Annotated in this window: 20 protein-coding genes and 1 other annotated feature; of the genes, 17 read left to right on the forward strand and 3 right to left on the reverse strand. The window is 30.8% G+C overall.

From position 1 onward, the window contains the following. The first annotated feature begins 73 nt into the window (after positions 1–73). The 3 genes from BR69_RS0106750 (at position 74) to BR69_RS20115 (ending at position 2,752) form a co-directional block, all read left to right on the forward strand. Complete coding sequence (locus BR69_RS0106750; protein WP_027632507.1) at positions 74–799, forward strand: ABC transporter ATP-binding protein; 726 nt, start codon at positions 74–76, stop codon at positions 797–799. Next, positions 792–2,456: a putative ABC transporter permease subunit gene (locus tag BR69_RS20110; protein ID WP_051623524.1), complete on the forward strand. Its 1,665-nt coding sequence runs from the start codon at positions 792–794 to the stop codon at positions 2,454–2,456. Before BR69_RS0106750 ends, BR69_RS20110 begins: the two co-directional genes overlap by 8 nt. Before the next feature lie 107 nt (positions 2,457–2,563). Beyond that, positions 2,564–2,752: a glycine zipper family protein gene (locus BR69_RS20115; protein WP_034849488.1), complete on the forward strand. Its 189-nt coding sequence runs from the start codon at positions 2,564–2,566 to the stop codon at positions 2,750–2,752. Between the two features lie 154 nt (positions 2,753–2,906). Here BR69_RS20115 and BR69_RS0106765 read toward each other — a convergent pair whose 3' ends face one another. Together BR69_RS0106765 and BR69_RS0106770 are read right to left on the reverse strand one after the other, a co-directional pair. Next, entirely contained in the window at positions 2,907–4,265 is a 1,359-nt protein-coding gene (locus BR69_RS0106765; protein WP_027632508.1) for an MATE family efflux transporter, read from the reverse strand. Between the two features lie 93 nt (positions 4,266–4,358). Then, positions 4,359–5,525, reverse strand: a complete 1,167-nt coding sequence (locus BR69_RS0106770; protein WP_027632509.1) for a dicarboxylate/amino acid:cation symporter — start codon at positions 5,523–5,525, stop codon at positions 4,359–4,361. Positions 5,526–5,859: 334 nt separating this feature from the next. On the opposite strand from BR69_RS0106770, the gene BR69_RS0106775 reads away from it, so the two are divergent. The 3 genes from BR69_RS0106775 (at position 5,860) to BR69_RS0106785 (ending at position 8,566) form a co-directional block, all read left to right on the forward strand. Beyond that, a complete protein-coding gene (locus BR69_RS0106775) occupies positions 5,860–7,053 on the forward strand; it encodes a glycine C-acetyltransferase (RefSeq protein WP_027632510.1) in 1,194 nt (397 codons plus the stop codon). Positions 7,054–7,095: 42 nt separating this feature from the next. Then, on the forward strand, positions 7,096–8,052 hold the full coding sequence (locus tag BR69_RS0106780; protein WP_027632511.1) for an L-threonine 3-dehydrogenase: 957 nt from the start codon (positions 7,096–7,098) through the stop codon (positions 8,050–8,052). A 76-nt stretch (positions 8,053–8,128) separates the two neighbouring features. Next, positions 8,129–8,566 (forward strand): ACT domain-containing protein, encoded by a 438-nt coding sequence (locus BR69_RS0106785; protein WP_027632512.1) that lies wholly within the window; start codon positions 8,129–8,131, stop codon positions 8,564–8,566. A 118-nt stretch (positions 8,567–8,684) separates the two neighbouring features. Here BR69_RS0106785 and BR69_RS0106790 read toward each other — a convergent pair whose 3' ends face one another. After that, positions 8,685–9,119 carry a MarR family winged helix-turn-helix transcriptional regulator gene (locus BR69_RS0106790; RefSeq protein WP_027632513.1) on the reverse strand — a complete coding sequence of 145 codons (435 nt, stop codon included), beginning with the start codon at positions 9,117–9,119 and terminating at the stop codon, positions 8,685–8,687. A gap of 195 nt (positions 9,120–9,314) precedes the next feature. Between BR69_RS0106790 and BR69_RS0106795 the strand changes: the two genes are divergently transcribed. The 11 genes from BR69_RS0106795 (at position 9,315) to BR69_RS20125 (ending at position 26,538) form a co-directional block, all read left to right on the forward strand. Then, positions 9,315–10,559: an aminopeptidase P family protein gene (locus tag BR69_RS0106795; RefSeq protein WP_027632514.1), complete on the forward strand. Its 1,245-nt coding sequence runs from the start codon at positions 9,315–9,317 to the stop codon at positions 10,557–10,559. A 186-nt stretch (positions 10,560–10,745) separates the two neighbouring features. Then, positions 10,746–11,011: a binding site (T-box leader), on the forward strand. Between the two features lie 239 nt (positions 11,012–11,250). Continuing rightward, a complete protein-coding gene (gene metG, locus BR69_RS0106800) occupies positions 11,251–13,191 on the forward strand; it encodes a methionine--tRNA ligase (RefSeq protein ID WP_027632515.1) in 1,941 nt (646 codons plus the stop codon). A gap of 268 nt (positions 13,192–13,459) precedes the next feature. Continuing rightward, the gene (locus BR69_RS0106805) at positions 13,460–14,269 is read left to right on the forward strand and encodes a caspase family protein (RefSeq protein WP_027632516.1); all 810 of its coding nucleotides are present in this window, start codon (positions 13,460–13,462) and stop codon (positions 14,267–14,269) included. Between the two features lie 180 nt (positions 14,270–14,449). Continuing rightward, positions 14,450–16,759: a hypothetical protein gene (locus tag BR69_RS0106810; RefSeq protein ID WP_027632517.1), complete on the forward strand. Its 2,310-nt coding sequence runs from the start codon at positions 14,450–14,452 to the stop codon at positions 16,757–16,759. Next, positions 16,760–17,686 carry an ABC transporter ATP-binding protein gene (locus BR69_RS0106815; protein ID WP_027632518.1) on the forward strand — a complete coding sequence of 309 codons (927 nt, stop codon included), beginning with the start codon at positions 16,760–16,762 and terminating at the stop codon, positions 17,684–17,686. 2 nt (positions 17,687–17,688) lie between these two features. Beyond that, positions 17,689–18,579 (forward strand): ABC transporter permease, encoded by an 891-nt coding sequence (locus BR69_RS21115; protein WP_051623525.1) that lies wholly within the window; start codon positions 17,689–17,691, stop codon positions 18,577–18,579. 49 nt (positions 18,580–18,628) lie between these two features. Beyond that, a complete protein-coding gene (locus BR69_RS21790) occupies positions 18,629–20,128 on the forward strand; it encodes a hypothetical protein (RefSeq protein WP_027632519.1) in 1,500 nt (499 codons plus the stop codon). 18 nt (positions 20,129–20,146) lie between these two features. Next, positions 20,147–21,130 carry an AAA family ATPase gene (locus tag BR69_RS0106830; RefSeq protein WP_027632520.1) on the forward strand — a complete coding sequence of 328 codons (984 nt, stop codon included), beginning with the start codon at positions 20,147–20,149 and terminating at the stop codon, positions 21,128–21,130. A 4-nt stretch (positions 21,131–21,134) separates the two neighbouring features. Then, complete coding sequence (locus BR69_RS0106835) at positions 21,135–22,007, forward strand: DUF58 domain-containing protein (protein WP_027632521.1); 873 nt, start codon at positions 21,135–21,137, stop codon at positions 22,005–22,007. Next, on the forward strand, positions 22,004–23,815 hold the full coding sequence (locus BR69_RS0106840) for a vWA domain-containing protein (RefSeq protein ID WP_027632522.1): 1,812 nt from the start codon (positions 22,004–22,006) through the stop codon (positions 23,813–23,815). The genes BR69_RS0106835 and BR69_RS0106840 overlap by 4 nt, the downstream gene beginning before the upstream one ends. Next, positions 23,800–26,538, forward strand: a complete 2,739-nt coding sequence (locus tag BR69_RS20125; RefSeq protein WP_051623526.1) for a VWA domain-containing protein — start codon at positions 23,800–23,802, stop codon at positions 26,536–26,538. Before BR69_RS0106840 ends, BR69_RS20125 begins: the two co-directional genes overlap by 16 nt. The last annotated feature ends 165 nt before the right edge of the window (positions 26,539–26,703 follow it).

The following is a 26,703-nucleotide window of genomic DNA, read 5'->3' on the forward strand; positions in this document are numbered from 1 at the left end:
AAGAAAGAATTAATGTTTACTTAAGATTACAATGGTAATATTGTATGTATAAGGAATTTAGGAGGAAAAGGAAATGATAGAATTAAAGGGACTAACAAAGATTTATAATGGTACTAATAAAGCTGTAGATGATTTGACCCTAGATATTAAGGATGGAGAAATATTTGGATTCCTTGGTCACAATGGGGCAGGTAAAACTACAACACTAAAGATGATAACAGGGATAACAAAACAAGATAAAGGAACTATCAGTATTAACGGAATAGATACTGTAGAAAAACCTTTTGAGAGCAAAAAGCAGTTTGGATACGTGCCAGATAGCCCGGATATGTTCTTAAGACTAAGTGGTATGGAATACCTAAACTTTATGGCGGATATTTATGAAGTACCATCTAAAGATAGACAGGAAAGAATAAATTATTTTTCAGAAAAATTAGATATGGTAAATGCCTTAGGAGATAGAATTCAAAGTTATTCCCATGGTATGAGACAGAAGATAGTATTAATAGGAGCATTAATACACAATCCTTCAGTTTGGATACTAGATGAACCATTAACAGGACTTGACCCTAAGTCATCCTATGTATTAAAGGAAATGATGAGAGAGCATGCAGATAAAGGGAATACTGTATTTTTCTCAACTCACGTTTTAGAAGTGGCTGAAAAAATTTGTGATAGAATAGCTATAATAAATAAAGGAAAAATATTATTCTGTGGAACCTTAGATGAAATGAAGGAGCACTTTAAGGAAAACAGCTCCTTAGAAAATATGTTCTTGGAGATGACTAGTCATGAGTAGAGTGTGGACCTTAACAAAGATATTTCTAAAAACAAGTAATAACTTTTCAAAGGATAATAAGAAGACAAAGTTAAGTCCTATGATCTCAATGGTATTTCTAGTTGGAATTCTTATTTTTGCTCTTGGTATACCTTTTGGAACTTTGGTATCTAAGCTTTATGATGGGTTTAGTAAAGTAGGACAAGAGGGAATAATCCTAGGTATTATATTACTTATGGCTTCAATTGTGGTATTTGTATTTGGAATAATATATGTAATGGGAACGTTTTATTTTTCAAAGGATATAGAATATTTACTTCCTCTGCCATTAAAGCCTTATGAAATAACATTAGGAAAGTTCTCAACAGTTCTTATATATGAGTATTTAACAGAGCTTGTAGTTCTTTTAATACCAATTATAGTATATGGAGTTAAGTCAGGGGCAGGAATTTTATACTGGATATTCTCATTAATAATATTTATATTTTTACCAGTATTTCCTTTGGTAGCAGCAGCTTTAATTAATATGATAATAATGAGTTTTACTAATATAGGAAAGCATAAAGAAAAGCTTAGGATAATTGGAGGAATATTAGCTATATTTAGTGGAGTTTTTATAAATATAGCTATAAGTGGCATGGGAGCAGAGGCTAGTAATGATCCTAACTCTTTAGTACAAACCTTAATGGAGGGAAATAACTCTTTAGTATCAGTAGTTACTAAGGCAATGCCAACGGCTAAGATTGCATCAATGGCTTTAGTAAACAATGGAACTTCTAAGGGATTAATAAACATAGGATTATTTTTAATAATAACTGCTTTAGCTGTAGGAGTATTTATATTTATAGCAAACTCTCTTTATTTTAAAGGGGTACTTGGAAGTTCAGAAGTAGCATCAAGAAGAAAGAAGTTAACTAGTGCTGAGTTCAATAAGTCAACAAGAGAGAACTCTATACTATTTAGCTATGTTATAAAGGAACTTAAGATTCTTTTTAGAACACCAGCTTATTTAGTAAACTGTGTGATTACAAACTTTATGTGGCCTATATTTTTACTAATACCTTTTTTAACTAAAGGGGAAGCCTTCAGCGAGGTTATGAAGTATTCTAAAGGGGCAATGACTGATGAGGTAGTAGTTATAGTTCTTATAGTAATAGTAAATGCAATCTTCTTTATATCATCATCCAATGCAATAGCAGCTACTTCAATATCTAGGGAAGGAAGTAATGCTTTCTTTATGAAGTATATTCCTATAAGTTATAAAGATCAGTTATTAGCAAAGTCTTTATCAGGAAGTATTTTATCAGCTATAAATATAGTTTTCTTATCTATATTTTTAATAGTTCTTGGTGCACCAATAAAACTTATTATAAGCTTTATTGTTATAGGAGTTATGGCAAACTTAGCTTGTAATCTAATATGTATAATGGTGGACTTAACAAAGCCTAAGCTTAAGTGGGACAATGAGCAAATGGCTGTAAAGCAGAATTTTAGATCCTTTATAGCAACTATGATATGTCTTGCTATAGCTGGAGCAGGAGGATATTTATTAATTAAGGTAGACCTAGGTTTTATTTTAAGTATGGTTGCATTATTTGTTGAGTTTGGAGCTATAATTCTAGGAATGCTTTATTTCATAGATAAGAAAGCAATAAAGTATTTTGATAGAATTTCTTAAATAAACCTTAAATCATATGGTAATGGTGAACTATTAGTGATTTTAAATTGTCTAATTATATATAGGATATTGAGAAAGGAGGAAGTAGGTCTAACCTACAAGGTAGTATGGAAAAGCATATAGAAAAACATGTGGATTTTAAAAAAGATAATACAAAGGAAGTGTGTTTAGGTATAGCCTTTGGCTCTGGAATAGGTATAGCAATAGGAGCTATACTTAATAATGTATCATTAGGAATGGTAATAGGAGCAAGTCTTGGAGTAGTAGTAGGAGGCTTTATTGGCTTCCTCAAATGAAATGAAAGGTTAATTCAGAAGGAGATTTTAATCCTTCTGAGTTAGTTTTTAATAGTTTTATACTGAAAAATTAAAAGCTCTTATAACCTATAATTAAGAAGTTGAAAAAGGTATGTTACCAAAAGGGTAGGTAACATACCTTTTAATTTTTTATTTAATTATGAACCTTTAAGTTGAAGTTTTTAAAATACTTTCTAAATAGTATAAATACAAGAATACCATCAAAAGCCCATTGAACAGCTGTAATTATCCATACATAAGTTACAGATAGTTTTAGGTAGTATATAAAGTAAATCATAAGAGGAAGTCTTATAACCCAGCTTGATAAAAATGATACTACAAAAGGAGTTTTTGTATTACCAGCACCTTTTAAGGCTCCTCCTGCTATCATGGATACAGCCATAAATGGTTGCTCTAAAGCAGCAATCATTATACATAGACCTCCAAGTTTTATAACCTCTGTCTCAGAGCTACTTATAAATAAACTTATTAATAGATTTGGCATTACTAAAAATATAAAGGAGCAAATAAGCATTAAGCCTGTACCTATAAATATGGATGTATATGCATATTCCTTAGCCTTTGCATAGTTTTTCTCTCCTATTTTATGACCAACCAAGGTAGTTGCAGCTATGGCTACCCCCCACCCAGGCATAAAGCTTATAGATTCAATAGTTGTAGTTATTTGATTAGCAGCAAAAGGAATTGTACCTAGTGCTATTATTAAGAAATTACAAATAAGTCTACTTATACTAAGAGAGCCTTCTTGAAGAGAAGAAGGAATACTTAGTTTTAATAAATCAGATAACATATGACCCTTGAAGTCACTTAGATATTTAAGCCTAATTTTTATAGATGCTTTATTGACAGTATAATAGAGTATAAATAAGAATCCACATATTTGGGCTATGCTAGTAGCAAGGGCGGCTCCTTTAACACCTAGCTCAGGTAGTCCAAACTTTCCAAATATAAGACCATAGTCTAAAAATATATTTATAACATTAACTAGAGCAGATGCATATAACGGGATTTTTGTATTCCCAGAGCCTCTTAATGTAGCATTTAATGAGTTCATTAACATATTGAAAAATATACCAAAGGAGGTTATTTTCATATATGGAGAACCGAGAGCTACAACCTCAGCATTAGCTCCAGCTTTAGTTAATATGGTAGAACTTAATGTAAAGGTTGTCAAACATAATATAAATGATATGATTGCAGTAACACAAAAGCCTAGGGTTGCATATTCTTCTGCTAAATGAGTCTCTTTAGCCCCTATTCTACGTGCTACTAAGGAAGTGACCCCAATGGATATTCCTACAGCTATCAATACGTTAGAAAATGTATACATTATTTCTGAACTAAGACCTACACTACTAACTGCTAGATTTCCACCATACCACCCCACCATCATGGTATCAAAAACCCATATCATCATATAAAGAACCATTTCTCCTACTGCAGGAAGTGCAAGCTTAAGCACATCACGTGCCGTTTCCTTATTTAATCTCATATAAAATCCCCTTTCAAACGAAAAACCTCATATTCTAGATATATAATACCATAAAATAGCCAGATATTATCTAGAATATGAGGGAAAGAGGTTTTATTTAGTTTTTAGTTTTGAATTTATAGAGTCAACAATAATAGATATTGCATTATCTCCTGATATATTACAAGCAGTTCCAAAACTATCTTGGGTTACATAAAGAGCAATCATTAATGATAATAAAGCTTCATTAAATCCCAATATAGATTGAAGAAGACCTAAGGCAGCCATTATAGCTCCACCAGGTACCCCAGGAGCTGCCACCATTGTTACACCTAACATAGCAATGAACCCTAGCATTGTGCTAAAAGTAAATGGCATATTATTCATAAGCATTACAGCTATGGATAAAGAGGTTATTGATATAGTACTACCAGATAGATGTATAGTAGCACATAAAGGTATTACAAAGTCTCTTATTCCTTTAGAAACTTTATTTTTTTCAGCAGCTTTTAAGTTTACAGGTATAGTTGCAGTAGAGGATTGGGTTCCCACTGCAGTTATATAGGGTGGAATTTGATTTCTTATTAGATCAATGAAATTTTTCCTGCTTATAATAGATGCTACTAAAAATTGAATAACTATCATAAGTAAATGTAGCAAAAGTATAACCAAAAATACCTTCCAGAATAAAGATAATAATTTAACTATTTCTCCACTATAAGTTAAGTTTGAGAAAATACCCATTATATGTATAGGGAGAAGGGGGATTATTATATTTTTAATAAGTTTTTGCATAATTTCTTGAAATTCAACAGATATATTATATAAGGTCTTACCTTTTATAGATGCAACTCCAAGTCCAAGTAAGAATGCAATTAAGAGAGCAGAGGTTATATCCATAATTGGATTTAAAGAAAATTTAATTAATGGTTTTAGAAGTTTTTCTTCAGGATTTTCTGTGGTCATTACTGAGGACATATTTATAAAGATAGGGAATATGTTAATGGATGCAATATATGCTACTAACCCTGCCATTACAGTTGATAAATAAGATATAAGTGTAGTAATTCCAAGAAGCTTTCCAGCTGAGGAACCTAAGTCAGCAATTCCAGCTACGATGAAGCCTATTATAATAAGTGGAATAGAAAACCCTAAAAAGCTTCCAAATATAGAATTAAAAGTTGCAAGTATTCTAATAATAAAGTTAGGAGCTACTAGCCCTATTAAAATACCCAAAATTAGTGCAATTATTAATTTGTGTATGAGTCCAAGTTTTTTCATAACAATCCTCCTAAACAGATGTTTGTCCAATGCGGACATATTTGAGTAAAAAATAAAGAGGATAAATCCTCTTATATAATAATATTCTATATATTTTAAAGTATTATATTTAATATTTCAATAGAAAGTAAAGAAATATTTTATAATACCTAGGGAAAAGGTTTAGATTTAGAGAGAATTACAGATAAAATCAGATATATAGGGGATAAAACTAAGAAAATTAAGAAAAATTAGACTTAACAACTATAATAGAACTTTGATATAATGAGATTAAAGACAATTATTATTAAATGTATGCAGCAAGAAGACACCTATATTTTAAGGAGGGATAACCATGGGAAGTAAAGCTTTAGACAAATTTCTTAATGAAAATTTACAAGACTTAAAATCCAAAGGTTTATACAATGAGATAAATATATTAGAAGGAGCTAATGGGCCTATAATAGATATTGAGGATAAAAAACTTATAAATCTATCTTCAAATAACTATCTTGGGTTTGCTACTAATAAAAATTTAATAGATAAATCAATTGAAGCTACTAAAAAATTTGGAGTAGGTGCAGGTGCTGTTAGGACCATAAATGGAACCTTAAGTATACACAGGGACTTAGAAAATAAAATTGCAGAATTTAAACACACAGAAGCAGCTATAGCATTTCAATCAGGATTTAATTGTAACATGGGAGCTATACAGGCTGTTATGACAAAAAAAGATGCTATTCTTTCTGATGAATTAAATCATGCTTCTATAATAGATGGATGTAGGTTATCTGGAGCTAAGGTAATAAGATATAAGCATAATGATATGGAAGACTTAAGAGCTAAGGCTAAGGAAGCAAAAGAAAGCGGCCTTTATGAAAAAATAATGGTTATAAGTGATGGAGTATTCTCAATGGATGGAGATGTGGTTAATCTACCAGGACTTGTTCAAGTTGCAGAAGAGCTAGACTTAATAACCTATATAGATGATGCTCATGGTTCAGGAGTTATGGGAGAAGGAGCAGGAACAGTTAAACATTTTGGTTTATCCCATAAAGTAGATCTTCAAATGGGAACACTTTCAAAGGCAATAGGAGTGGTTGGAGGATATGTAGCAGGATCTCGCGATCTTATAGATTGGCTTAAAGTTCGTGCAAGACCATTCCTATTCTCAACATCTTTAACTCCAGGAGCTGCAGCTGCATGTATAGAAGCTATAGATACAATGATGAATAATCATGAATTTGTTGAAAAGGTATGGGAAAATGGAAGATACCTTAAAAAATGCTTAAAAGAATTAGGATTTAATATAGGACATAGTGAAACTCCAATAACCCCATGTATTATAGGCGATGAAAAATTAACACAAAACTTTAGTAGAAGATTGTTTGAAGAGGGAGTATATGCTAAATCTATAGTATTCCCAACAGTACCTCTTGGTACAGGAAGAGTTAGAAATATGCCGACGGCAGCACATACTAAAGAAATGCTTGATGATGCGCTAGCTATATATGCAAAGGTTGGTAAGGAACTAGGAATTATTGAATAGTTTGTATTATTAAATTATATAGAGAGTTACGGGGGCGATAAGATGAAGAAAATACTATTAACTGGATGTCTTGGACAAATAGGATCTGAACTTGTACCACATTTAAGAAACATATATGGTAATGATAACGTAATAGCCACAGATATAAGAAGAATAGAAAACTCTAGTGTAATAGAGGGCGGACCTTTTGAGGTATTAGATGTTTTAGATGGAAAATCTATGGCAGAGATAGTTAAAAAACATAACTGTGATAGTATAATACATTTAGCAGCTTTACTTTCTGCAGTTGCTGAAGCTAAACCAGCTCTTGCTTGGGAAATAAATATGGGAGGACTATTTAATGCTTTAGAGGTAGCAAGAGAGAATAAATGTGCATTCTTTACACCTAGCTCTATAGGTGCTTTTGGACCAAGTACTCCTAAAATAAAGACACCTCAAGATACTATACAAAGACCTGCAACTATGTATGGAGTTACAAAGGTCTCTGGAGAACTTTTATGTGATTATTATTATAAAAAGTTTGGAGTGGATACAAGGGGAGTTAGATTCCCAGGTCTTATATCCTATGTAGCAGAACCAGGTGGTGGAACTACCGATTATGCAGTTGATATATACTATAAGGCTCTACAAGAAGGAAAGTATAACTGTTATATAAAAGAAGGAACTTATATGGATATGATGTATATGGAGGATGCTTTAAATGCAATTGTAAATCTTATGGAGGCAGACCCAAGTAAGTTAATCCATAGAAACTCATTTAATATAACAGCAATGAGTTTTGAACCTTCACAAATAGCAGCAGAAATCAAAAAGCATATAAAGAATTTTGAAATTACCTATGATGTAGATCCTATAAGACAAGGAATAGCAGATTCATGGCCAGATTCTATTGATGATACCTGTGCTAAAGAAGAGTGGGGATTCAAAACTAAGTATGACTTATCCTCTATGACTGAGGATATGTTATTAAAACTAAAAACCAAATTAAATATAAGATAGTTATTATAAATTAAAATAACTCCCTTTGCTTATTTTCAGCTAAGGGAGTTTATGTTACCATATAAAAGGTGATGAAATGGAAGAAAAATTTTTAATAGTTAACAGCAAGGTTTTACCAGAAATTTTTGAAAAAGTTATAGAAGTAAAAGAACTAATTTATACTGGGAAGGTTAAGGACATATCAGAAGGGGTAAAGAAGGTAGGTATAAGTAGAAGTACATTTTATAAATACAAGGATAATGTATTTATTGTTTCAGAAGGACTAAAGGGTCAAAAGGCCACTATAGGTTTGTTACTGAGTCATAGGGAAGGTGTACTTTCTACGGTATTAGATAGAATAGCAGAGTTTAAGGGGAATATATTAACAATAAGTCAGGATATTCCATTAAATAATGCAGCCAACGTTACTATAACTTTTGATATATCTAAAATGGATACAGATATAAAAAATTTAATAAGTAGCGTAGAAAAGATGGACAGTATAATAAGTGTGAGACTTATTGCTATTGAGTAAAATTAAAAAGGTTAGCATATATGCTAGCCTTTTTAGCTTTAAATAAAAAACGGCAGTGGGGGACACTGCCGTCTTATACATTTTAGGGGATAAAATGTATAGGGGAATCAAAATGGAATCAATTATTTTTAATACTATTTAGAACATACTTTACCTGATCTCTCAGCTTTGATATCTCATCTGAAGATAGACCAGTATCACAACAGATACCATTTGGAATGTCTTTAAACTTCTCATTAAGGGATCTGCCAGGTTCAGTAAGTCTTATAACTACTTTACGTTCATCATCTTTAGAACGGGTACGTGTTATATGACCATGCTCCTCTAACTTTTTAAGTAGGGGTGTTAGAGTACCTGAATCAAGATAAAGTTTATCTCCAAGTTCCTTTACTGAAACCTCATCTTTTTCAAGTAGAGCCAGTAAAGTAATATATTGAGTGTATGTTAAATTTAGGGGTTCTAAATAAGGTCTATATAACCTTATTATCTCTTTTGAGCATGCATATATTGCAAAGCAAAGCTGATTATCTAACCTTAAAATATCATCAAGCATATCTAAATTCTCCTCTTGTAAAAAGGGATAAATCAATAAATTGATTTTATGCTTTTATTCTATATTAAATAATAATAGTTGTCAACTAATAATATTTATAAAATTTATTCTTTAATAATTTGTTCAAAAATATGGATAAAAATATGGTTTTAAAGTACAATTATTATAGAGATTTTAAAGAGAGGCGGGTTATATATGAATAAAGATACATTTATAAGACATAGGAAGGCTTTACTTGATACAGTAGATAATGGTTCAATGATAATATTATTTGCAGGTCATCCTAAGAAGAAATCTGCTGACCAGGAGTATGCATTTACACCTAACAGAAACTTTTATTATTTAACTGGAATAGATGAAGATAGTGTTATTTATGTGGCAGTGAAAAAGTTTGATGGAAATCTTACTGAGAGCCTATATATAAAGAATGCTGATCCTTTTATGGAAAAATGGGTTGGAAAGACTATTTCTAAGGAAGAAGCAAAGGAGCTTTCAGGAATTGAAGATATAAGATATGTAGAGAACTTTAAAAAAGATGTTCATTTTTCAATAGCTAGTGATATATATAATGTAAATTTAGATTTAGAAAGAGATAGATTTAAGGATGTAACAAGCTATAGTGAAGATTTTGCAAAGAAGCTTCAAGATAAATATCCTTACGTAAGTATAAAGAATATTTATAATGCAATCTGCGAACTTAGAGTATGTAAAGATGAAGATGAAGTAAATGAAATAAGAAAAGCTATAGAAATAACTAAAGAAGGAATAGAATCCTTAATGAAAAATAGTAAGGCTGGAATTAAGGAGTATCAATTAGAAGCATATTTTAACTTTGTTTTAAATATGAATGGAGTTAAGGATGTTGCCTTTGATACTATAGCAGCATCAGGAAAAAATGCTACAGTATTACACTATGTTTCTAATGAGGATGATCTTAAAGATGGCGATTTAATATTATTTGACTTAGGTGCTCAACATAATTATTATTGTGGAGATATCAGTAGAACCTTCCCTGTAAATGGAAAGTTTACTGAAAGACAAAAACAAATCTACAATATAGTTTTAAAAGCAGAGCTTGAAACCATAAAGGCAATAAAGCCAGGAGTTCCATTTGTGAGCTTAAATAATGTAACTAAGAAGGTTCTTGCAGAGGGATTAAAAGAACTAGGAATTATAAAGGAAGATAGTGAACTTTCTAAATACTATTACCATGGAGTAAGTCATAATTTAGGATTAGATGTTCATGATGTAGGAAGACGTGACGTAGAACTTAAGGAAGGTATGGTACTTACAGTAGAGCCAGGTCTTTATATAGAAGAAGAAAGCATAGGCATAAGAATAGAGGATGATATTCTTGTAACTAAGGATGGATGTGAAAATCTTTCTAAGGATATAATAAAAACTGTAGAAGAAATAGAAGCTTTTATGGAGAAAAAATAGCTTATAGTATAAAACTATATTAAATGCATATGGAATTTTACTATAGGTAAATTATGTTTAAGTAGAAATTTTATAATTTAACTTTTAATTTCTATAGAATATAAACTTAAAAGGTATTTAAATAAAATATATATTGACATTAGACTTTTAATTTCATATGATGGAATTAATAAATTCAATTATTAAATTAGTGCAATGAAGAGAAGAGTAGTATTATGGAAGGTCTAAAGAGAGCTGGATTTGGTGAGAGCCAGTGACTAGAAATTTTATGAAGATGGTCTTGGAGCATACCTTTTGAGAGATATATTCTTTAGAAAGGTACGGGTGCAACCGTTAAATTGTACGGTGATAAAAGTCATATCATTTAAGGTGATAGGATAGAGTCACTTATTGAGGTGTTTTTGGTGACAAAAACATAAATTAGAGTGGTAACGCGTATACACGTCTCTATGTAGGTTAATCTTACATAGAGACTTTTTTATTTTCTACTATTTTTTCCTAAGACTTTTTAGAGTTAGAATAAGAATCAGTAGAAAGCTTTCTAGAAGTAGCTATGAGTATTTCTTTTAATTAAGACTTATTTAGAGCTAAAAACACCTTGGTATTAAGCTCTTTATTTTATAAATCTATTAAATGGAGCAAAATATAAGAAAAGTAGAATATTATTAAAAAGAATAAGGAGAAGATAATTATGTGTAATAAGAAAAAGTATTATATAACAACACCAATTTATTATCCATCTGCAAACCTTCATATAGGTAATACTTATACAACAGTGGCAGCAGATGCTTTAGCTAGATTTAAAAGATTGGCAGGATATGATGTGTTCTTTTTAACAGGAACAGATGAACATGGTCAAAAAATTCAAAGAATAGCTGAAGACAAGGGAGTAACTCCAAAGGAGTATGTAGACGAAATAGTTAGTGGTATAAGAAAACTTTGGGACATTATGGACATAAAGTATGATAAGTTCATAAGAACCACTGATGATTATCATATTAAGGCAGTTCAAGATATATTTAAGAAGCTTTATGACCAAGGAGATATATATAAATCTTCTTATGAGGGATTATACTGTACTCCATGTGAATCCTTCTGGACGGAAACTCAACTTGTAAATGGTAACTGCCCAGATTGTGGAAGACCAGTTGAAAAGGCTAAGGAAGAAGCTTACTTCTTTAAAATGAGTAAGTATTCAGATAGACTTATAAAGCATATAGAAGAAAATCCAGAGTTTATACAACCAGAGTCAAGAAAGAATGAAATGGTAAATAACTTCTTAAAGCCAGGTCTTCAAGATTTATGTGTATCTAGAACATCCTTTAATTGGGGAATACCTGTAAAGTTCGATAATGATCACGTAGTATATGTTTGGATAGATGCTCTATCTAACTATATAACAGCTCTTGGATACGGAAGTGAAAATAAAGAGCTTTATGAAAAGTATTGGCCAGCAGATGTTCATTTAATAGGAAAGGATATTTTAAGATTCCATACTATATACTGGCCTATAATGCTTATGGCATTAGGACTTGAACTTCCAAAACAAGTATTTGGTCATGGATGGCTTCTTGTAGATGGAGGAAAGATGTCAAAATCTAAGGGGAATGTGGTTGACCCAGTAGTACTTGTAGATCACTTTGGAGTGGATGCAGTAAGATATTATTTATTAAGAGAAATACCATTTGGAGCAGATGGATTATTTAATAATGAAACTTTCATAAAGAAGATTAACTCAGACCTTGCAAATGATCTTGGAAATCTTCTTTCAAGAACAATAGCAATGGTGGATAAGTATTTTGGAGGAGTAATACAAAGTCCTTTAGTTAAGGAAGAAATAGACAAAGAACTTATAGATCTTGCTTTAGCTACTCCAAAGAATGTGGAAAATTCTATAAATGACTTAAAGATTCCTGAAGCACTTTCTCATATATGGACTTTAGTAGGAAGAGCTAATAAATATATAGACGAAACAACTCCATGGATACTTGCAAAAGATGAGGAGAAGAAAGAAAGACTAGGAACGGTTCTATATAATCTTCTTGAAAGCTTAAGATTTATATCTGTTCTTGTATCTCCATTCTTACCTTCTACTTCTGAGAAGATAAAGGCACAATTAAATGTAGATGTAGCTACATGGGATAGTTTATCTGCCTTTGATGGTACTCAAGGAGGAGCTAAAGTTAATAAGGGAGAGGTTATATTCCCAAGAATAGATGTAGAAGCTAAGCTTACTGAGCTTGAGGCTTTAAAGGCTGAATCAGTTAAGGAAGAGGTAAAGCCTTCTATGAAGCCTTTAAAAGAAGAAATAACCATAGATGATTTTGATAAAATAGATTTAAGAGTGGTTAAGGTAATACACTGTGAACCAGTACCAAAGGCAAAGAAACTTTTAAAATTAAAGGTTGATTTAGATGGAGAAGAAAGACAAGTAATTTCAGGAATATCTCAGTATTATAAGCCAGAAGATTTAATTGGAAAATATGTTGTTCTTGTAGCTAACTTAAAGCCAGTTAAATTAAGAGGCGAATTATCTCAAGGTATGATACTGGCAGCATCTACTGATGATGATTCTAAGCTATTTACTGTATCTATTCCAGGAGACTTACCAACAGGAAGTCAAGTTAGATAGGACAATATTAATTAAGGAATAAGACTAAGAATTACTTAGTTTTATTCCTTTTTATTTTAATTTTTTTGTATTAGGTAGATTTTAAGATACTCATAACAGATGACTTAAAATTATAGCATATAAAATATTAAATCAATTATTACAAGAATGAAATTAATTTATTCAAATCTAATTAAGAAAGCGAAGTGTTTAATAAATATGTTAGTTTAGGGTAATAATAGTTAGAGTCTATAAAGATATTATTTATTTCAATAATAGGAGGATGACTATGACTAAAGGAATCTCTTTGCATATAGGATTAAATTCAATAGACCCTAAGGTTTATGGAGGAAATGGAGCTTTAAAGGGATGTGAAAATGATGCTAATTCTATGTCAAATATAGCAAAATATTTAAAATATAATGAAACGAAGGTGCTATTAACAGAATCAGCTACGAAAGAAGCAGTTATAAATGAAATAAAAAGGTCAGCAGAGGCATTAGATGAAGGAGATATATTTTTCTTATCTTACTCAGGGCATGGTGGTCAGATAAAAGATTTAAATAATGATGAAGATGATAGTTATGATGAAACATGGTGTTTATATAATGGTCAATTACTAGATGATGAATTATATAGCCTATGGCAATCATTTAAAGCTGATGTAAGAATAATACTTTTGTCAGATTCATGTCATAGTGGGACTATAAGCAAAGCTGAGAATTATAATTTACCTAAAGGAAGAAATAGCACAGATAGTATAACTTATAGATTCTTACCAAGAGAATTTACACAAGGTGAATATGAAATCAATAGGGATAAGTATTCTAATATATCAAAACCAAATAAAAACAATTTACAATGTACAGTTAAATTAATATCAGGTTGCCAAGATAATCAATTATCAAGCGATGGAGATGTAAACGGATTATTTACAGAAAAGCTATTGAAGGTATGGAACAATGGAACATTCAATAGGGACTATAGAAGATTTCATAAAGAAATTGTAAGATTAATGCCACCAGATCAAACTCCAATGTACTCAAATATTGGGAAAGTTAATGATTACTTTGAAAGACAGAAACCATTTAATCTTTAAAATTATATAAAAACACTATATTAAATTATATGATTTTAAAACCGCACTTTTAAATTTAGTGCGGTTATTTTTGTAAGAAAGTCTTAAGAAATTTAAGAAAGGTTTAATTAGAATAGGAAAAATTGCTATGATATAATTAAAATGTAAATAATTGCAAAGATAACGGGGGAGAATAATTAAATGAAAAAATTAAGGGGACTAAGAGTTATTTTACTTATTATGTTTTTATATGTCATAGTGTTTCCATTTAAGTCAGCTTTAGCAAAGGATTTAGAGGCCGAGGTAACCAGTGGTTTTGATAAACAGTCAAAGATTTTCGAAATGACACCAGTGAATATAAAAATTAAGAACTTAGGAGAAGACATACAAGGAAGTGTTGAAGTGGTCTTAATAAAGGGTGGATATAAAGCTATTTCCTATAAAAAAGACCTTAGTATGTCAAAGGATTCAGAAAAAGATATTAGAATAGATGTGGTTACGAACCCCAATCCTAATTATAAGGTAGTGATTAAAAACAAAGATTCTATAGTATATGAGGAGGACTTTAAGTTTACATATAAGCAAGATCCTTTAATTGGAGTATTAAGTGATGATATTAATAGTGTATCTTACTTTAATAAAATTCCCAATATTCAAAATAATAATAGTACATTAAAGGGAAAGATTATAGAATTCAATGAAAAAAAATTTCCGGATAATCCAGAAACTTTAGAGAACTTTGAAACCATATTAATAGATAACTTTGATACTTCTAAGCTTTCCTCTAGTCAATATGAGTCCATAAAAAAGTGGGTTAATAACGGAGGAATCCTTTATATTGGAACAGGAGATAATTACAAAAAAACCTTAGGGGTATTTAAGGATGAGTTTCTTAAGGGAAATGTAGATAAATTAGAAAATGTATCAACAGATAAGTTATCAAAGTTTATAACTGATGGAAAAAGCAATGATGAGCTTAATTTAAGGGTAGCAAATATAAAACTTGAGAATAAAGAAATATTAGTAGAAGGAAAGGAAAGTCCAGTTATTCAGTATATGAATAAAGGGGAAGGAAAAATTGTCATAGCTGGTTTTTCTTTTGGGATAAGTCCTGTGTCAGATTATAAATATAATGAGGATATTTTATATAGAACTTATTATAGCATAACTGGAGTCAAAGAAAGATATGAAAATAGGGGGGGAGAGGTTTGGTCAATATCACAAATCCTTGGAGGGCAAGAAATAGTTCCTAAGGAGAAACAGAGTGTATTAAAAATAATATTTATAATATATTTAATTTTAGTGGCTCCAATAAGCTATATAGTCCTTAAAAAGATGGATAAGAGAGAACTTATGTGGATAACAGTACCAGTAATATCCGTAGTGTTTTCTGTAATAGTATATACAACCTTATTTATAGCTAATAAGAATAGTGTTAATTTAACCACAGGTTCTGTTTTAAGTCTTAATAATGATGGGATTTTAAGTGGGGACAGCTATGGTAAAGTGTTAGATACAAGAAAACAAGACTTAAGAGTTTCTTATAAGGATAATAATTTAATACCAGTAGTTCCAGAGGGCGGAGATCAAGCTAAAAATGTTGAATATAAAAATATAGATATGGAAGTGTTAAATGATTCAGAATTAGTTTTTAAGAATAAAAACTTAATAGAAGATAAGATGTTTAAAACTAAGTTTAATCCAATTCAGATTGGTAAAATAGATAGTAAATTGTCTTTTAATGAGGGAAAGCTTCAAGGAAATATTAAAAATAATACAGACCTAGATTTAGAATCAGTATTTGTAGTTACTCCTTCAGGATATTTTGACGTAGGGAACTTAATAAAAGGTGAAGAGAAGAGTTTAGAAAAACCTACAAAAGTAAAATACTATCATGAACTTGCATATAATTCTTTTGGAAGTACTAATAATATAAGGCCATTTAATGATACTTCAGAGGAGTTTAAAAAGTCTAGAATGATGGAGATGTTATTTAGAAATCAAATGGGAGATGCTATAGATGAGTGCATGATAATAGCTTTTACTAAGGATAAATATTTAGGGGATATTAGTATAAATAATTCTAAGGCTATTACTAGTGATATTTCAATTATAAAATCAAAAGGGGAAATATCCTATAAGGATGACAGTGGTAATGTTTATTATCCAGAAGGAATGGTGAAGTTTGACATAGATAAAGAAAAGGGAGTTATGCTAGATAAGAGAAACTCATCAATTAGTGGATATGGAAGTGCAACTCTTACTTATAAAGTAGAAGATAATATTGAAGTGTCTCATCTTATGACATTAAAAAGTGCTAATAAAGATCCTAACACTACAATAACCTATTTTGATAATAAGGAGAATGATTGGAAGGAAGTTAGTAGTATTACCTTTAGTGAAGAAGGATTAAAAAATGTGTTAAAGGATAATAAGTTTAAGATAAAAGTTGAACTAAATAATGGATATTGTGAAATACCAGGAGTTGGGATAAAGGGGAAGGTGAAATAGGTGCTTGAGATAAAGGATTTATGTAAATACTATGATGATTTCAAGGCAGTGGATAACTTAAACTTAAAAATACCAAAGGGAGAGATATTTGGCTTTGTTGGACCTAATGGAGCAGGAAAAAGTACCACAATGAAGATAATATGTGGACTTTTAGATGCTACATCAGGACAAGTTTATGTAGATGATATAGATGCTCTTAAAAATTCTAGGGTATTAAAAAGGAAGATAGGATATATGCCAGATTTCTTTGGGGTATATGATGATTTAAAGGTTACAGAGTATTTAGAGTTTTATGCATCTATATATGGAATAAAGGGATTAGAGGCAAAGAAGGTGTGTAATGACCTTTTAGAGCTTGTAGATCTTACCCACAAAAGAGATTTTTATGTAGACTCTCTATCAAGGGGTATGAAGCAAAGGCTTTGTCTTGCTAGAAGCCTTGTTCATAACCCAGATCTTTTGGTGTTAGATGAACCGGCATCAGGAATGGATCCAAGGGCTAGGATAGAAATGAAAGAAATATTAAAGACCTTAAAGTCCATGGGTAAAACTATAATAATAAGTTCGCATATATTATCAGAGCTTTCAGAGCTTTGTAGTAGCCTTGGAATTATAGAAAAAGGAAGGTTTGTGGTCACAGGCACTGTTGAGGAAATAATGCTTCAAGTTTATGGCAGTAAGAAAATTAAATTAAAAGCATTAAATAATTTAGACTTAGCAGAGAAGCTTTTAAAAGAAGAAACGGATATAAAAGAATTAATTACTATGGAAACTAGTAATGAAATTGAGTTCTTATCTAATGGAAATGAAGAAGCTTTAAGTAAAATATTAAATAGATTAATTGTAGGGGGAGTACCTTTAGTTTCCTTCTCAGAGATAGATGGTAACTTAGAAGATATATTCTTAAAGGTTACAAAGGAGGCATAATTATGAAAAGTTTAAGTATAAATCCAGTTTTACTTAAGGAAGCTAAGGTAAGAATGAGAGGGTGGAAGACTCCAATAACCATATTTATATATAACCTGGTTTTAATGGTAGTGGCTTACTTTATTCTTAAGGCAGCCAGAGGAGATAGCGGAGCAAAATCTTTATTTATGATATATGCAGTTATATCAGGAATACAGTTTGGACTTATTACTCTTATAGCACCTACTTTAACTGCTGGGGCTATATCAGGAGAAAGAGAAAAACAAACCTTAGATATATTATTAAGTACGGATATGAGATATAGTTCTATAATTTTAGGAAAACTTAGTGCATCATTAAGCCAAGTAATACTTCTTATAGTATCTTCAATACCTATACTATCTTTGGTATTTGTATTTGGAGGAATAGGATTCTTAGATATTATAAAATTAGGATTATTTTATTTAGTAATAGCCATAACTCTTGGAAGTGCTGGAATATTTTTTTCTACTGTATTTAAGAAAACCACAGTTTCTAATGTAATGTCTTATGTAACTATAATATTTTTCTATGTAGTAATATTTTTTATATCTGTTGCTTATATAAGCATATATGTTATGCCTGAATATGTTATGAATAACCAGCAATACAGTGGAACATTTTGGCTCCATTATTTGAACCCAGGGATAGCATTTATATCTTTAATGTTTGATCAGTTAGGCGAGAACTTTAGAAGAATAATACCTGGCCTTGAAGTAAGCAGTGGAGGATTACAGCTTTGGCATATAAATATGATAATAAATTTAGCTGTATCAGCTATTTTAATATTCTTAAGTTCTTATAAGATAAATCCTAAAAATAGAAGGATAAAAAAGAAAAAAGTTAAAAAGGTAAATGACTCAAGGAAAGTTTAGGATAACTTATAGTAATTTATCAATAATTCTTTATATGGAGGAGTGAAGCTTGAAGAGTAAAGTAACAGCTATAAAGGTTATTTTAAGAAGGGTAAAAAGAAGAATATTTATTAAAAAGTTTATAGAGAATATTGCTTTAGCAATGATGATAACCTTAGGATTAACTATTGCAATATCTATAATAGCTAGAATTGTACCTATATATAGACCTTTTAGATATGGAATATATATATTTATAATATTTGCAATAGGGGCATTAATATATTCTTTATACAAAATGCCAAGTTATAAAGAGGTTGCTTTAACTGTTGACGCATTAGGGCTTAAAGAAAGAGTAGTGTCTTCTATGGAGGTAGATTCAAGTAATCCATATAGTTACTTATTAGTGGAAGATACATTAGATAGACTTAAAAATCTTCAATATAAGAAGGGAATCTCTCTAAAACCTAATAAAAGGTATCTATATATTATACTATCATTATTCTTTATTACAGGGATTTCTTATATGATACCTAATTCTAAAGAGAAAAGGGCAGAAGAAATACATGCCTTAAATAAGGATAAAAAGGAAGAGATAAAGAAGGTAGAGAAGTTAGAGAAAGAAATAAGAGAGGATAAGAAACTTTCAAAGGTAGAAAAAGATAAGTTACTAGCAAAGTTATCAACTCTTAAGAAGGATATAAAAGAAGCAGAAAAAGAAAAAGATATAGCAAAGGCTGTAGAGAAGTCATTAAAAAAATTAGAAAAGGATTCAGATAAAAACCTTAATGCTCTATATGATAAATTTAATAAAAATAACTCTACTAAGGATTTAGCAAGTGCACTTAAAAATAATAATAAGGAAGAGTTAAAACAAGTACTTGATAAATTAAAAAATGACTTAGAAAAGCTTTCAAAGGAAGAAAAGGAAAAGCTAGCTAAAGATTTAAAAGAAGGAGAAGATATTGAGAAAGAGAGCTTGGCAAAAGCATTAGAATCCGTATCTAAAAGTTTATCTAATGGAGATAATGGAGAGCTATCTGAAAGCCTTAGTGCGCTAGAAAGTGCTTTAGATGATGATGGAAATGAAAGAATCATGGCATCAATAAGTAAGAGCTTAGGAAATAAATCAGGTTCAGGAGGAGGAAATGGACCAGGTTCTATGGGCAGTGGAAGCGGAACAGGAAGTGGTAGGGGCTCAGGAACAGGTAGTGGAGGAGCAGGATCTGGAAGTGGTAATGGCAGTGAAGGGATTTCAGGCTATGGATCAGGAATAGGAAATAAACCTCCTGGTGTAGGATCAGAACGTGAATATGAAAAGATCTTTAAACCTAACAGAATGGGGGGAGAGGGAGAGAAAGAAATTCTGAACGGAAAGGTAAATAATAAGGGAGAAGGACAGAGTTCTTTATCAAATAAAAAAGGAGTTGGCTCTCTTGGGGAGATGCTTCCTTATAATAATGTTATCGGAGAGTATAAAGAAAAGGCTATGGAAGGTTTAGATGATTTTGATATACCAGAAGGAATGAAGGATATTATAAAATCTTATTTTTCTTCTCTAGAAGATTAAAGGTAGGGGGACATGGATATGAATATTGAAGAAAACAATATAAAGGAAGCTTTAGAGAAAATAGATAGGGTAAAGAGAGAAGTGGGAAAGGCAATAATAGGACAGAAGGATATAGTAGAGCAAGTACTAATAGGAATATTTACAGGAGGTAATATCCTATTAGAGGGATCCCCAGGTCTTGGGAAAACTCAGTTAGTAAAAACCTTATCAAAGGTAATGGACTTAGATTTTTCAAGAATACAATTTACTCCAGACCTAATGCCAGCAGATGTAGTTGGTACGAATATTATAGTAAAAGATGAGAAGGGGAATAGTAAGTTTCAATTTGAGGGAGGTCCAATATTCTCAAATTTAGTGCTAGCAGATGAGATAAATAGAGCTACACCTAAAACCCAATCAGCTCTTCTTGAAGCCATGCAAGAGCATACAGTTACAGCAGGAAATAATACTTATAGTCTTAAGGAGCCCTTTATGGTTCTAGCTACCCAAAACCCTATTGAAATGGATGGAACTTATCCCCTTCCAGAAGCACAATTAGATAGGTTTTTATTTAAATTATATGTACCCTTTCCAAGCCTTTCAGAGTTAAAAGATATAATGAATATAACAGTTAACTCTAAGGGAGAGGACATAGAAAAGGTGTTAAGTGGAGATGAGATATTAAGAATAAGAGAAGTATTAAAGGAAATACCAATGTCAGAGGCAGTAGAGGAATATGCATTAAAGGTAGTTCTAGCTACTCACAATGAATATGAAAATGCACCAGAAATAAGTAAAAAATATATAAGATATGGGGCCAGTCCAAGAGCGGCTCAAGCTATAATAGCTACTTCTAAGGTAAAGGCTGCTTTAGAAGGAAGATACAATGTAGCCTTTGATGATATTAAATATGTTGCATATCCAGCCCTAAGACATAGATTTTTCTTAAATTATGAAGCTCTAGCAGATGGAGTTAAAACTGAAGATATAATCGAGGAAATTTTGAAAAGTCAAATGGAGTAAAGTTATGAAGGATAAAATATTTGATAGCGATTTTTTTAAGAAGCTTGAAGGCATAGCTCTTCATTCTTCTTTAATTATGAATGATGGAGCACTTGGAGGGCGAAAGTCTAAAAGTAAAGGAAGTTCTGTAGAATTTTCAGATTTTAGAGAGTATGTTCATGGAGATGACTTTAGAAGGATAGACTGGAGAGCTTACGGAAGATTTGAGAAGCTTTTTGTAAAACTTTTTATGGAGGAAAGAGAGGCTTTTGTAAACATATTTTTAGATTGTAGTAAGTCTATGGGTTTTAAAGATGAGTCTAAAGGAATAATGGCACTAAGGCTTAGTGCCGTATTTTCCTATATAGCCTTAAATAACTTAGATAGAGTATGTATAAATAAGACGGTAAATAAGGAAATAATATCATCCCCTAAATATATGGGAAAAGGGATGTTTAATAGTCTTATAGATTTTTTAAAAGAAACTGATTTCAAGGGAGAGAGTAATTTACCTTACCTATTAAAAAGAAAAAACGTAGGAGGTAAAGGGATATCAATAATTATAACTGATGGTTTCCTAAAGGATAATTTAGATGAGGCCATAAACTATCTTATGTATAAAAGACAAAAAATCCTATTTCTTCATATTCTCCATGAAGAGGAACTAAGACCAAAGCTTAATGGAGAATTGACCTTAAGAGATGGGGAAACAGGGGAGAAGGTAATAGTAACTCTTAATGGAAGAGTTATAAAAGAGTACAATAAAAGACTTAACTCTTTTATTTCTCATATTAAGGATAAGGTAAAGAGAGCAGGAGGAAATTATATTCAAATAAACTCTCAGGATTCGTTAGATAAGGTTATCTTTGAGAACTTTACTAAGGAGGGGATAATATGACATTAGCTGATACAAAAGGCCTATGGTTTTTATTATCCATACCTTTATTTATATTAATGTATATTCTAAAGCAAAAACTTAAGGAAGAGGAAGTTTCAAGTCTTTATCTATGGAAAGAAGTCATAAGAAATACGGAAGCGAGAAGACCCTTTGATAAGCTTAGAAAAAACATATTGTTCTTTATACAACTACTTTTAATATTACTTTTAATATTATCCATAGCTAATCCTTATATATCAATGAAAGGAAGAGGGGATGAGGACTTAATATTAATTATAGATACTTCAGGAAGTATGAAGGCATTAAATAATGATGGAAAGTCTAGGTTTAATTTAGGAAAGGATTATGCTGAGGATATAGTGAAAAATTTATCTAAGGCAACTTCCATAACTCTTATATCAAGTGGGGGAAGCAATAAGGTGGAAATTTCCTCATCTAGAGATAAGGGAGAAGTATTAGGAAAGATAAAGTCATTAGAACCTAGCAATGAAAAAGGGGACATTGAAAATTCTTATTCTCTTTTAAAGTCCTTAAGCAAGGATATGAAAGCCTATAATATAGTAGCTATAAGCGATAGAAATATAGAATTTAAAGATTTAAAAGGAAGATTAATTAACCCATCAAAAACTTCTAATAATCTAGCTTTAGACTTTATATCAAACTCTAGAAAAGGGGAAGAGGTAAAGGTCATGGTTAGGATAATAAACTATGGGTTAGAGGATGATACAGCAGATATAAGTCTTTATGGGGATGATAAGCTTATAGATGTGAAAACCTTAGATGTTAAAAAGGGAGAAACTAAAAATATATATTTTGATGGTTTCAAAGGTGATTACAGCACTTTATGGGCTGAAATAAGTAAAAAAGATTCATTAGAGGAGGATAATAGGATATATTCTGTACTTAAGAGTAAAACTTCTTCTAAGATTATGGTTTTTACAGATAAAAATATATTCTTAGAGAAAGCTTTAAATGGGATGAAGGATATAGAAGTTTATAAAGGAAATGATATAGACAATATACCTACAGGGTATGACTTATATATTTTTGATGGACAAACCCCTAAAACCATTAATAATGATATAAATGCCTTATTTATAAATCCTTATGAAGACACAAGTATTTTTAAAATAGAAGGTTCTTCAGAGGGGGAAGAATTTAAACCTGATATTCATAATATAACTAAGTTTATGAGTAAATCATCTTTTGTTTCAGCTAGATATTCTACCCTAGAAAAGCCCCATTGGGGAGAAAATATTTTCTCATCCAATAATAAGACCATAGGTTTTGTAGGCATGGAAAGGAATAGAAAAATAGGAGTATTAGGGTTTGATTTACACAATACTGATTTTCCTTTAAAGCCAGAATTTCCTATATTTATGAATAATTTAGTTTCATATATGATGGATAGGAACTTTATGAGTAAAAGAAGTTTTTATGCTGGGGAAAAAATAGCTTTAGATATTAATAGTTCAGCAAAAGAGGTGAATATAAAATCTCCGTCCTCTAAAACCAAGACTTTAGATATTAATAAAGGACTTTCTATAGTAGGGGAAGAGGTTGGGGTGTATGAGGTTACTCAGAAAGTAGATGATAGGGAGATAAAATATAATTTTGTGGTTAATTTTCCTAAGGAGGAAAGTAATATTTCTATTGAAGGAGAAGTCACTAATAATGTAATAAACAATAAAGTGGATATAAGAGCTTCAAGAAGTATACAAAAGTATATAATAATAGCCATTCTATTACTACTTATGATGGAATGGTTTGTATACACGAAGGGAGAGGAACTATGGGGATACAAATAGGAAATCCATATGTGCTTATAGCTATACCGGTACTTATAGCTTTAGTTATAATATTTGCAAGACTCTCCCGAGGATTAAATAGAGAGAAGAAAGTTCAAGGTACAGTTATAAGAAGTATAATAATAATTTTACTATCACTAGCTTTAGGTGGATTTAAAATTTATTGGAATGTAGACAAGGTAAGTACAATATTTCTTTTGGATTCATCAGATTCTAATTATTCAAATCGTTTAGATATTGAAACCTTTGTAGGAAAGGCTATAGAAGGTAAAGGAAATAAGGATTTAATTGGGATTATATCCTTTGGGGAAAATACTCAAATAGAAAGTTTTATATCCAAGGACCCATCTTTTAAAAAGATAGAAGGGAATATACTAGGAAGTTATACCAACTTAGAAGGAGCTATAAATTCAGCAGTATCTTTATTCCCTAATGATTCGAAAAAAAGATTAGTTATATTAAGTGATGGGGAAGAAAATAAGGGGCTAGGACAAAGAACCTTAGATACTCTAAAGGAACAAGGGATAGAGGTTAAGGTATCTAAATCTGAGAAGAATTTAGGAAAAGAAGTATCAGTTGAAGGTTTATCTTTGCCAGAGAAACTTAATATGGGGCAAGAGTTCAACTTGGTTATAAATATAAATAGTACAACTACCAATAAGTCAAAGTTACATTTATATAATGGTAGAGAAAAAATAGGAGAAGAGAGTGTAGACCTTCAAAGTGGAGAAAATAGATTTGTATTTAAGGATAAGGCAACAAGTGGGGGCTTTAAAGCTTACAAGGTTGTATTAGATCCAGAAGAGGATAGTGAAAAAAGAAATAATGAAGCAGTTGCTTTTGTGAATGTATCAGATACTCCAAAGGTTTTAGTTATAGAGGATAAAGAGGGGGAAAGTGTTGGAGTTTCTGAGGTTCTTAAAAAATCTCAAATGGAGTATAAAGTTATAAAATCTCACCTAGCACCTAGAGCAATTGAAGATATGATGGTATATAAATCTATAATAACCTGTAATGTTTCAGCAGAAAATTTAAATAATGGGTTTATGACTAATATAGAAAGTTATGTAAGAGATTTTGGTGGAGGATATATAGCTTTAGGAGGAGATAATTCCTTTGCTCTTGGAGGATATTTTGATACACCACTAGAAAAAATACTTCCAGTAAATATGGAAATGAAGGGGAAGAAGGAAATCCCTAAGATGAGTCTTATGCTTGTTATAGATAAGTCTGGAAGTATGACAGCAGGTAGTGATGGAATAAATAAAATGGAGATGGCGAAGGAAGCAGCTATAAGGAGCTTAAAATCTCTTAGAAAAGGAAAAGATGAAATAGGAGTTCTTACTTTTGATGGTTCTTATAAATGGGTAGTAGAAAGAAAAGTTGTAGATAACCCAGAAGATATTGAAGCAGATATTGGAAGTATAAGGGCAGATGGAGGAACTAGTATATTACCAGCCTTAAACGCAGGCTATGAATCCTTAAAAGAAAGTGATGCAAAAATAAAGCATATAATTTTACTTACGGATGGACAGGCAGAAAATAGTGGATATGAATCTGTATTAAAGGCTATAAATGATAATGAGATAACAGCATCTACAGTGGCGGTAGGACTAGATTCTGATAGAAACCTTCTTGAAAGTATTGCTAAGGAATGTCATGGAAGGTTTTATGAGGTAACAGATTCAAGTAGTATACCAGCTATTTTTGCTAAAGAGACCATGATGGCTACAAAAAAGTATTTAAATAATAGAGAATTTACTCCTATAATATCTTCTAATCACTCAATACTTAAAGGGTTTAATGAAGGATTTCCAAACTTACTTGGATATATAGGGGCTTCAGAAAAGGATAAGGCAAGAAGGATACTAAAAAGTGATGAGGATGATCCTATTCTTACAGCTTGGCAATATGGACTTGGTAAAACTGTAGCGTGGAATTCAGATCTATCAGGTAAGTGGTCAAAAAACTATACCACTTGGCAAGATAATCTAAAGCTTTGGCAAAATATAATAGGTTATACCATAAGTAATTATAATGAGGATGATTCAATAATATCCTTTAGTAATGATGGAGATAAGCTAAATATAAATTTCGAAGATAAGAATAACAATGAAGAATTAGATACTATGGCAACCATAGTAAGGCCAGATGGAGAGAAATTAGAGACTAAGCTTTACTCCATATCTCCTGGAAAATATAGTGGGGAAATTGATCTTAAAGATAGTGGAGTTTATATGGTAAATGTTAAATCCACAAAAAATGGAGAAATTATTACTGTGCAAAACTCTGCCTATGCTATGCAATATTCACCAGAATATAATATAAGAGATAATAAAAATAATTTCTTAGATTTTCTTAATAAGGAAGGAATAGCATCCTTTATAAATAATCCAGAAGATGTGTTCAAAGGAGAATTAAAGGTAAAAAAAGCTTATAAGGACCTTACATTTTTATTAATAGGATTATCCGTTATTATCTTTTTAATAGATATAGCTTTAAGAAGGTTTAATATAGATATTAGCTATTATGTAAAACCCTTAATGGAAAAGGTAAGAACGAGTAAAAATACTATTAATGTAAGAGGTAAGAATGAATCTCCTAAAAAAATAACAATAGAAAATCAGCCTAAAGAAAAGAAAATTAAAAGAGAAGTAAAAGAAAATGTAAAAGATACAATAAACACCAATGTGTTATTAAAAAATAAAAAGTTTAAGAAATAGGAGTATTTAAATATAAAAGACACTAGAGAAATTATTATAAGTAATAAATTTCTCTAGTGTCTTTTCATTTTAACTTAACTAAAACTAGGTGAAATTAACTTTAGTATCTGTTTAGAAAAGATTAAGTTTATCTTATAGATATAAGCTGTAACACCTCCATCCGCG

It is taken from the genome of Clostridium hydrogeniformans DSM 21757 (genome assembly GCF_000686705.1).
Lineage (GTDB): Bacteria > Bacillota > Clostridia > Clostridiales > Clostridiaceae > Clostridium_Z > Clostridium_Z hydrogeniformans.

Bases quoted from the DNA above. Each gene is read 5' to 3' on its own strand.
- BR69_RS0106750 (WP_027632507.1), top strand. From the start codon at position 74: ATGATAGAATTAAAGGGACTAACAAAGATTTATAATGGTACTAATAAA.
- BR69_RS20110 (WP_051623524.1), top strand. From the start codon at position 792: ATGAGTAGAGTGTGGACCTTAACAAAGATATTTCTAAAAACAAGTAAT.
- BR69_RS20115 (WP_034849488.1), top strand. From the start codon at position 2,564: ATGGAAAAGCATATAGAAAAACATGTGGATTTTAAAAAAGATAATACA.
- BR69_RS0106765 (WP_027632508.1), bottom strand. From the start codon at position 4,265: ATGAGATTAAATAAGGAAACGGCACGTGATGTGCTTAAGCTTGCACTT.
- BR69_RS0106770 (WP_027632509.1), bottom strand. From the start codon at position 5,525: ATGAAAAAACTTGGACTCATACACAAATTAATAATTGCACTAATTTTG.
- BR69_RS0106775 (WP_027632510.1), top strand. From the start codon at position 5,860: ATGGGAAGTAAAGCTTTAGACAAATTTCTTAATGAAAATTTACAAGAC.
- BR69_RS0106780 (WP_027632511.1), top strand. From the start codon at position 7,096: ATGAAGAAAATACTATTAACTGGATGTCTTGGACAAATAGGATCTGAA.
- BR69_RS0106785 (WP_027632512.1), top strand. From the start codon at position 8,129: ATGGAAGAAAAATTTTTAATAGTTAACAGCAAGGTTTTACCAGAAATT.
- BR69_RS0106790 (WP_027632513.1), bottom strand. From the start codon at position 9,119: ATGCTTGATGATATTTTAAGGTTAGATAATCAGCTTTGCTTTGCAATA.
- BR69_RS0106795 (WP_027632514.1), top strand. From the start codon at position 9,315: ATGAATAAAGATACATTTATAAGACATAGGAAGGCTTTACTTGATACA.
- metG (WP_027632515.1), top strand. From the start codon at position 11,251: ATGTGTAATAAGAAAAAGTATTATATAACAACACCAATTTATTATCCA.
- BR69_RS0106805 (WP_027632516.1), top strand. From the start codon at position 13,460: ATGACTAAAGGAATCTCTTTGCATATAGGATTAAATTCAATAGACCCT.
- BR69_RS0106810 (WP_027632517.1), top strand. From the start codon at position 14,450: ATGAAAAAATTAAGGGGACTAAGAGTTATTTTACTTATTATGTTTTTA.
- BR69_RS21115 (WP_051623525.1), top strand. From the start codon at position 17,689: ATGAAAAGTTTAAGTATAAATCCAGTTTTACTTAAGGAAGCTAAGGTA.
- BR69_RS0106830 (WP_027632520.1), top strand. From the start codon at position 20,147: ATGAATATTGAAGAAAACAATATAAAGGAAGCTTTAGAGAAAATAGAT.
- BR69_RS0106835 (WP_027632521.1), top strand. From the start codon at position 21,135: ATGAAGGATAAAATATTTGATAGCGATTTTTTTAAGAAGCTTGAAGGC.
- BR69_RS0106840 (WP_027632522.1), top strand. From the start codon at position 22,004: ATGACATTAGCTGATACAAAAGGCCTATGGTTTTTATTATCCATACCT.
- BR69_RS20125 (WP_051623526.1), top strand. From the start codon at position 23,800: ATGGGGATACAAATAGGAAATCCATATGTGCTTATAGCTATACCGGTA.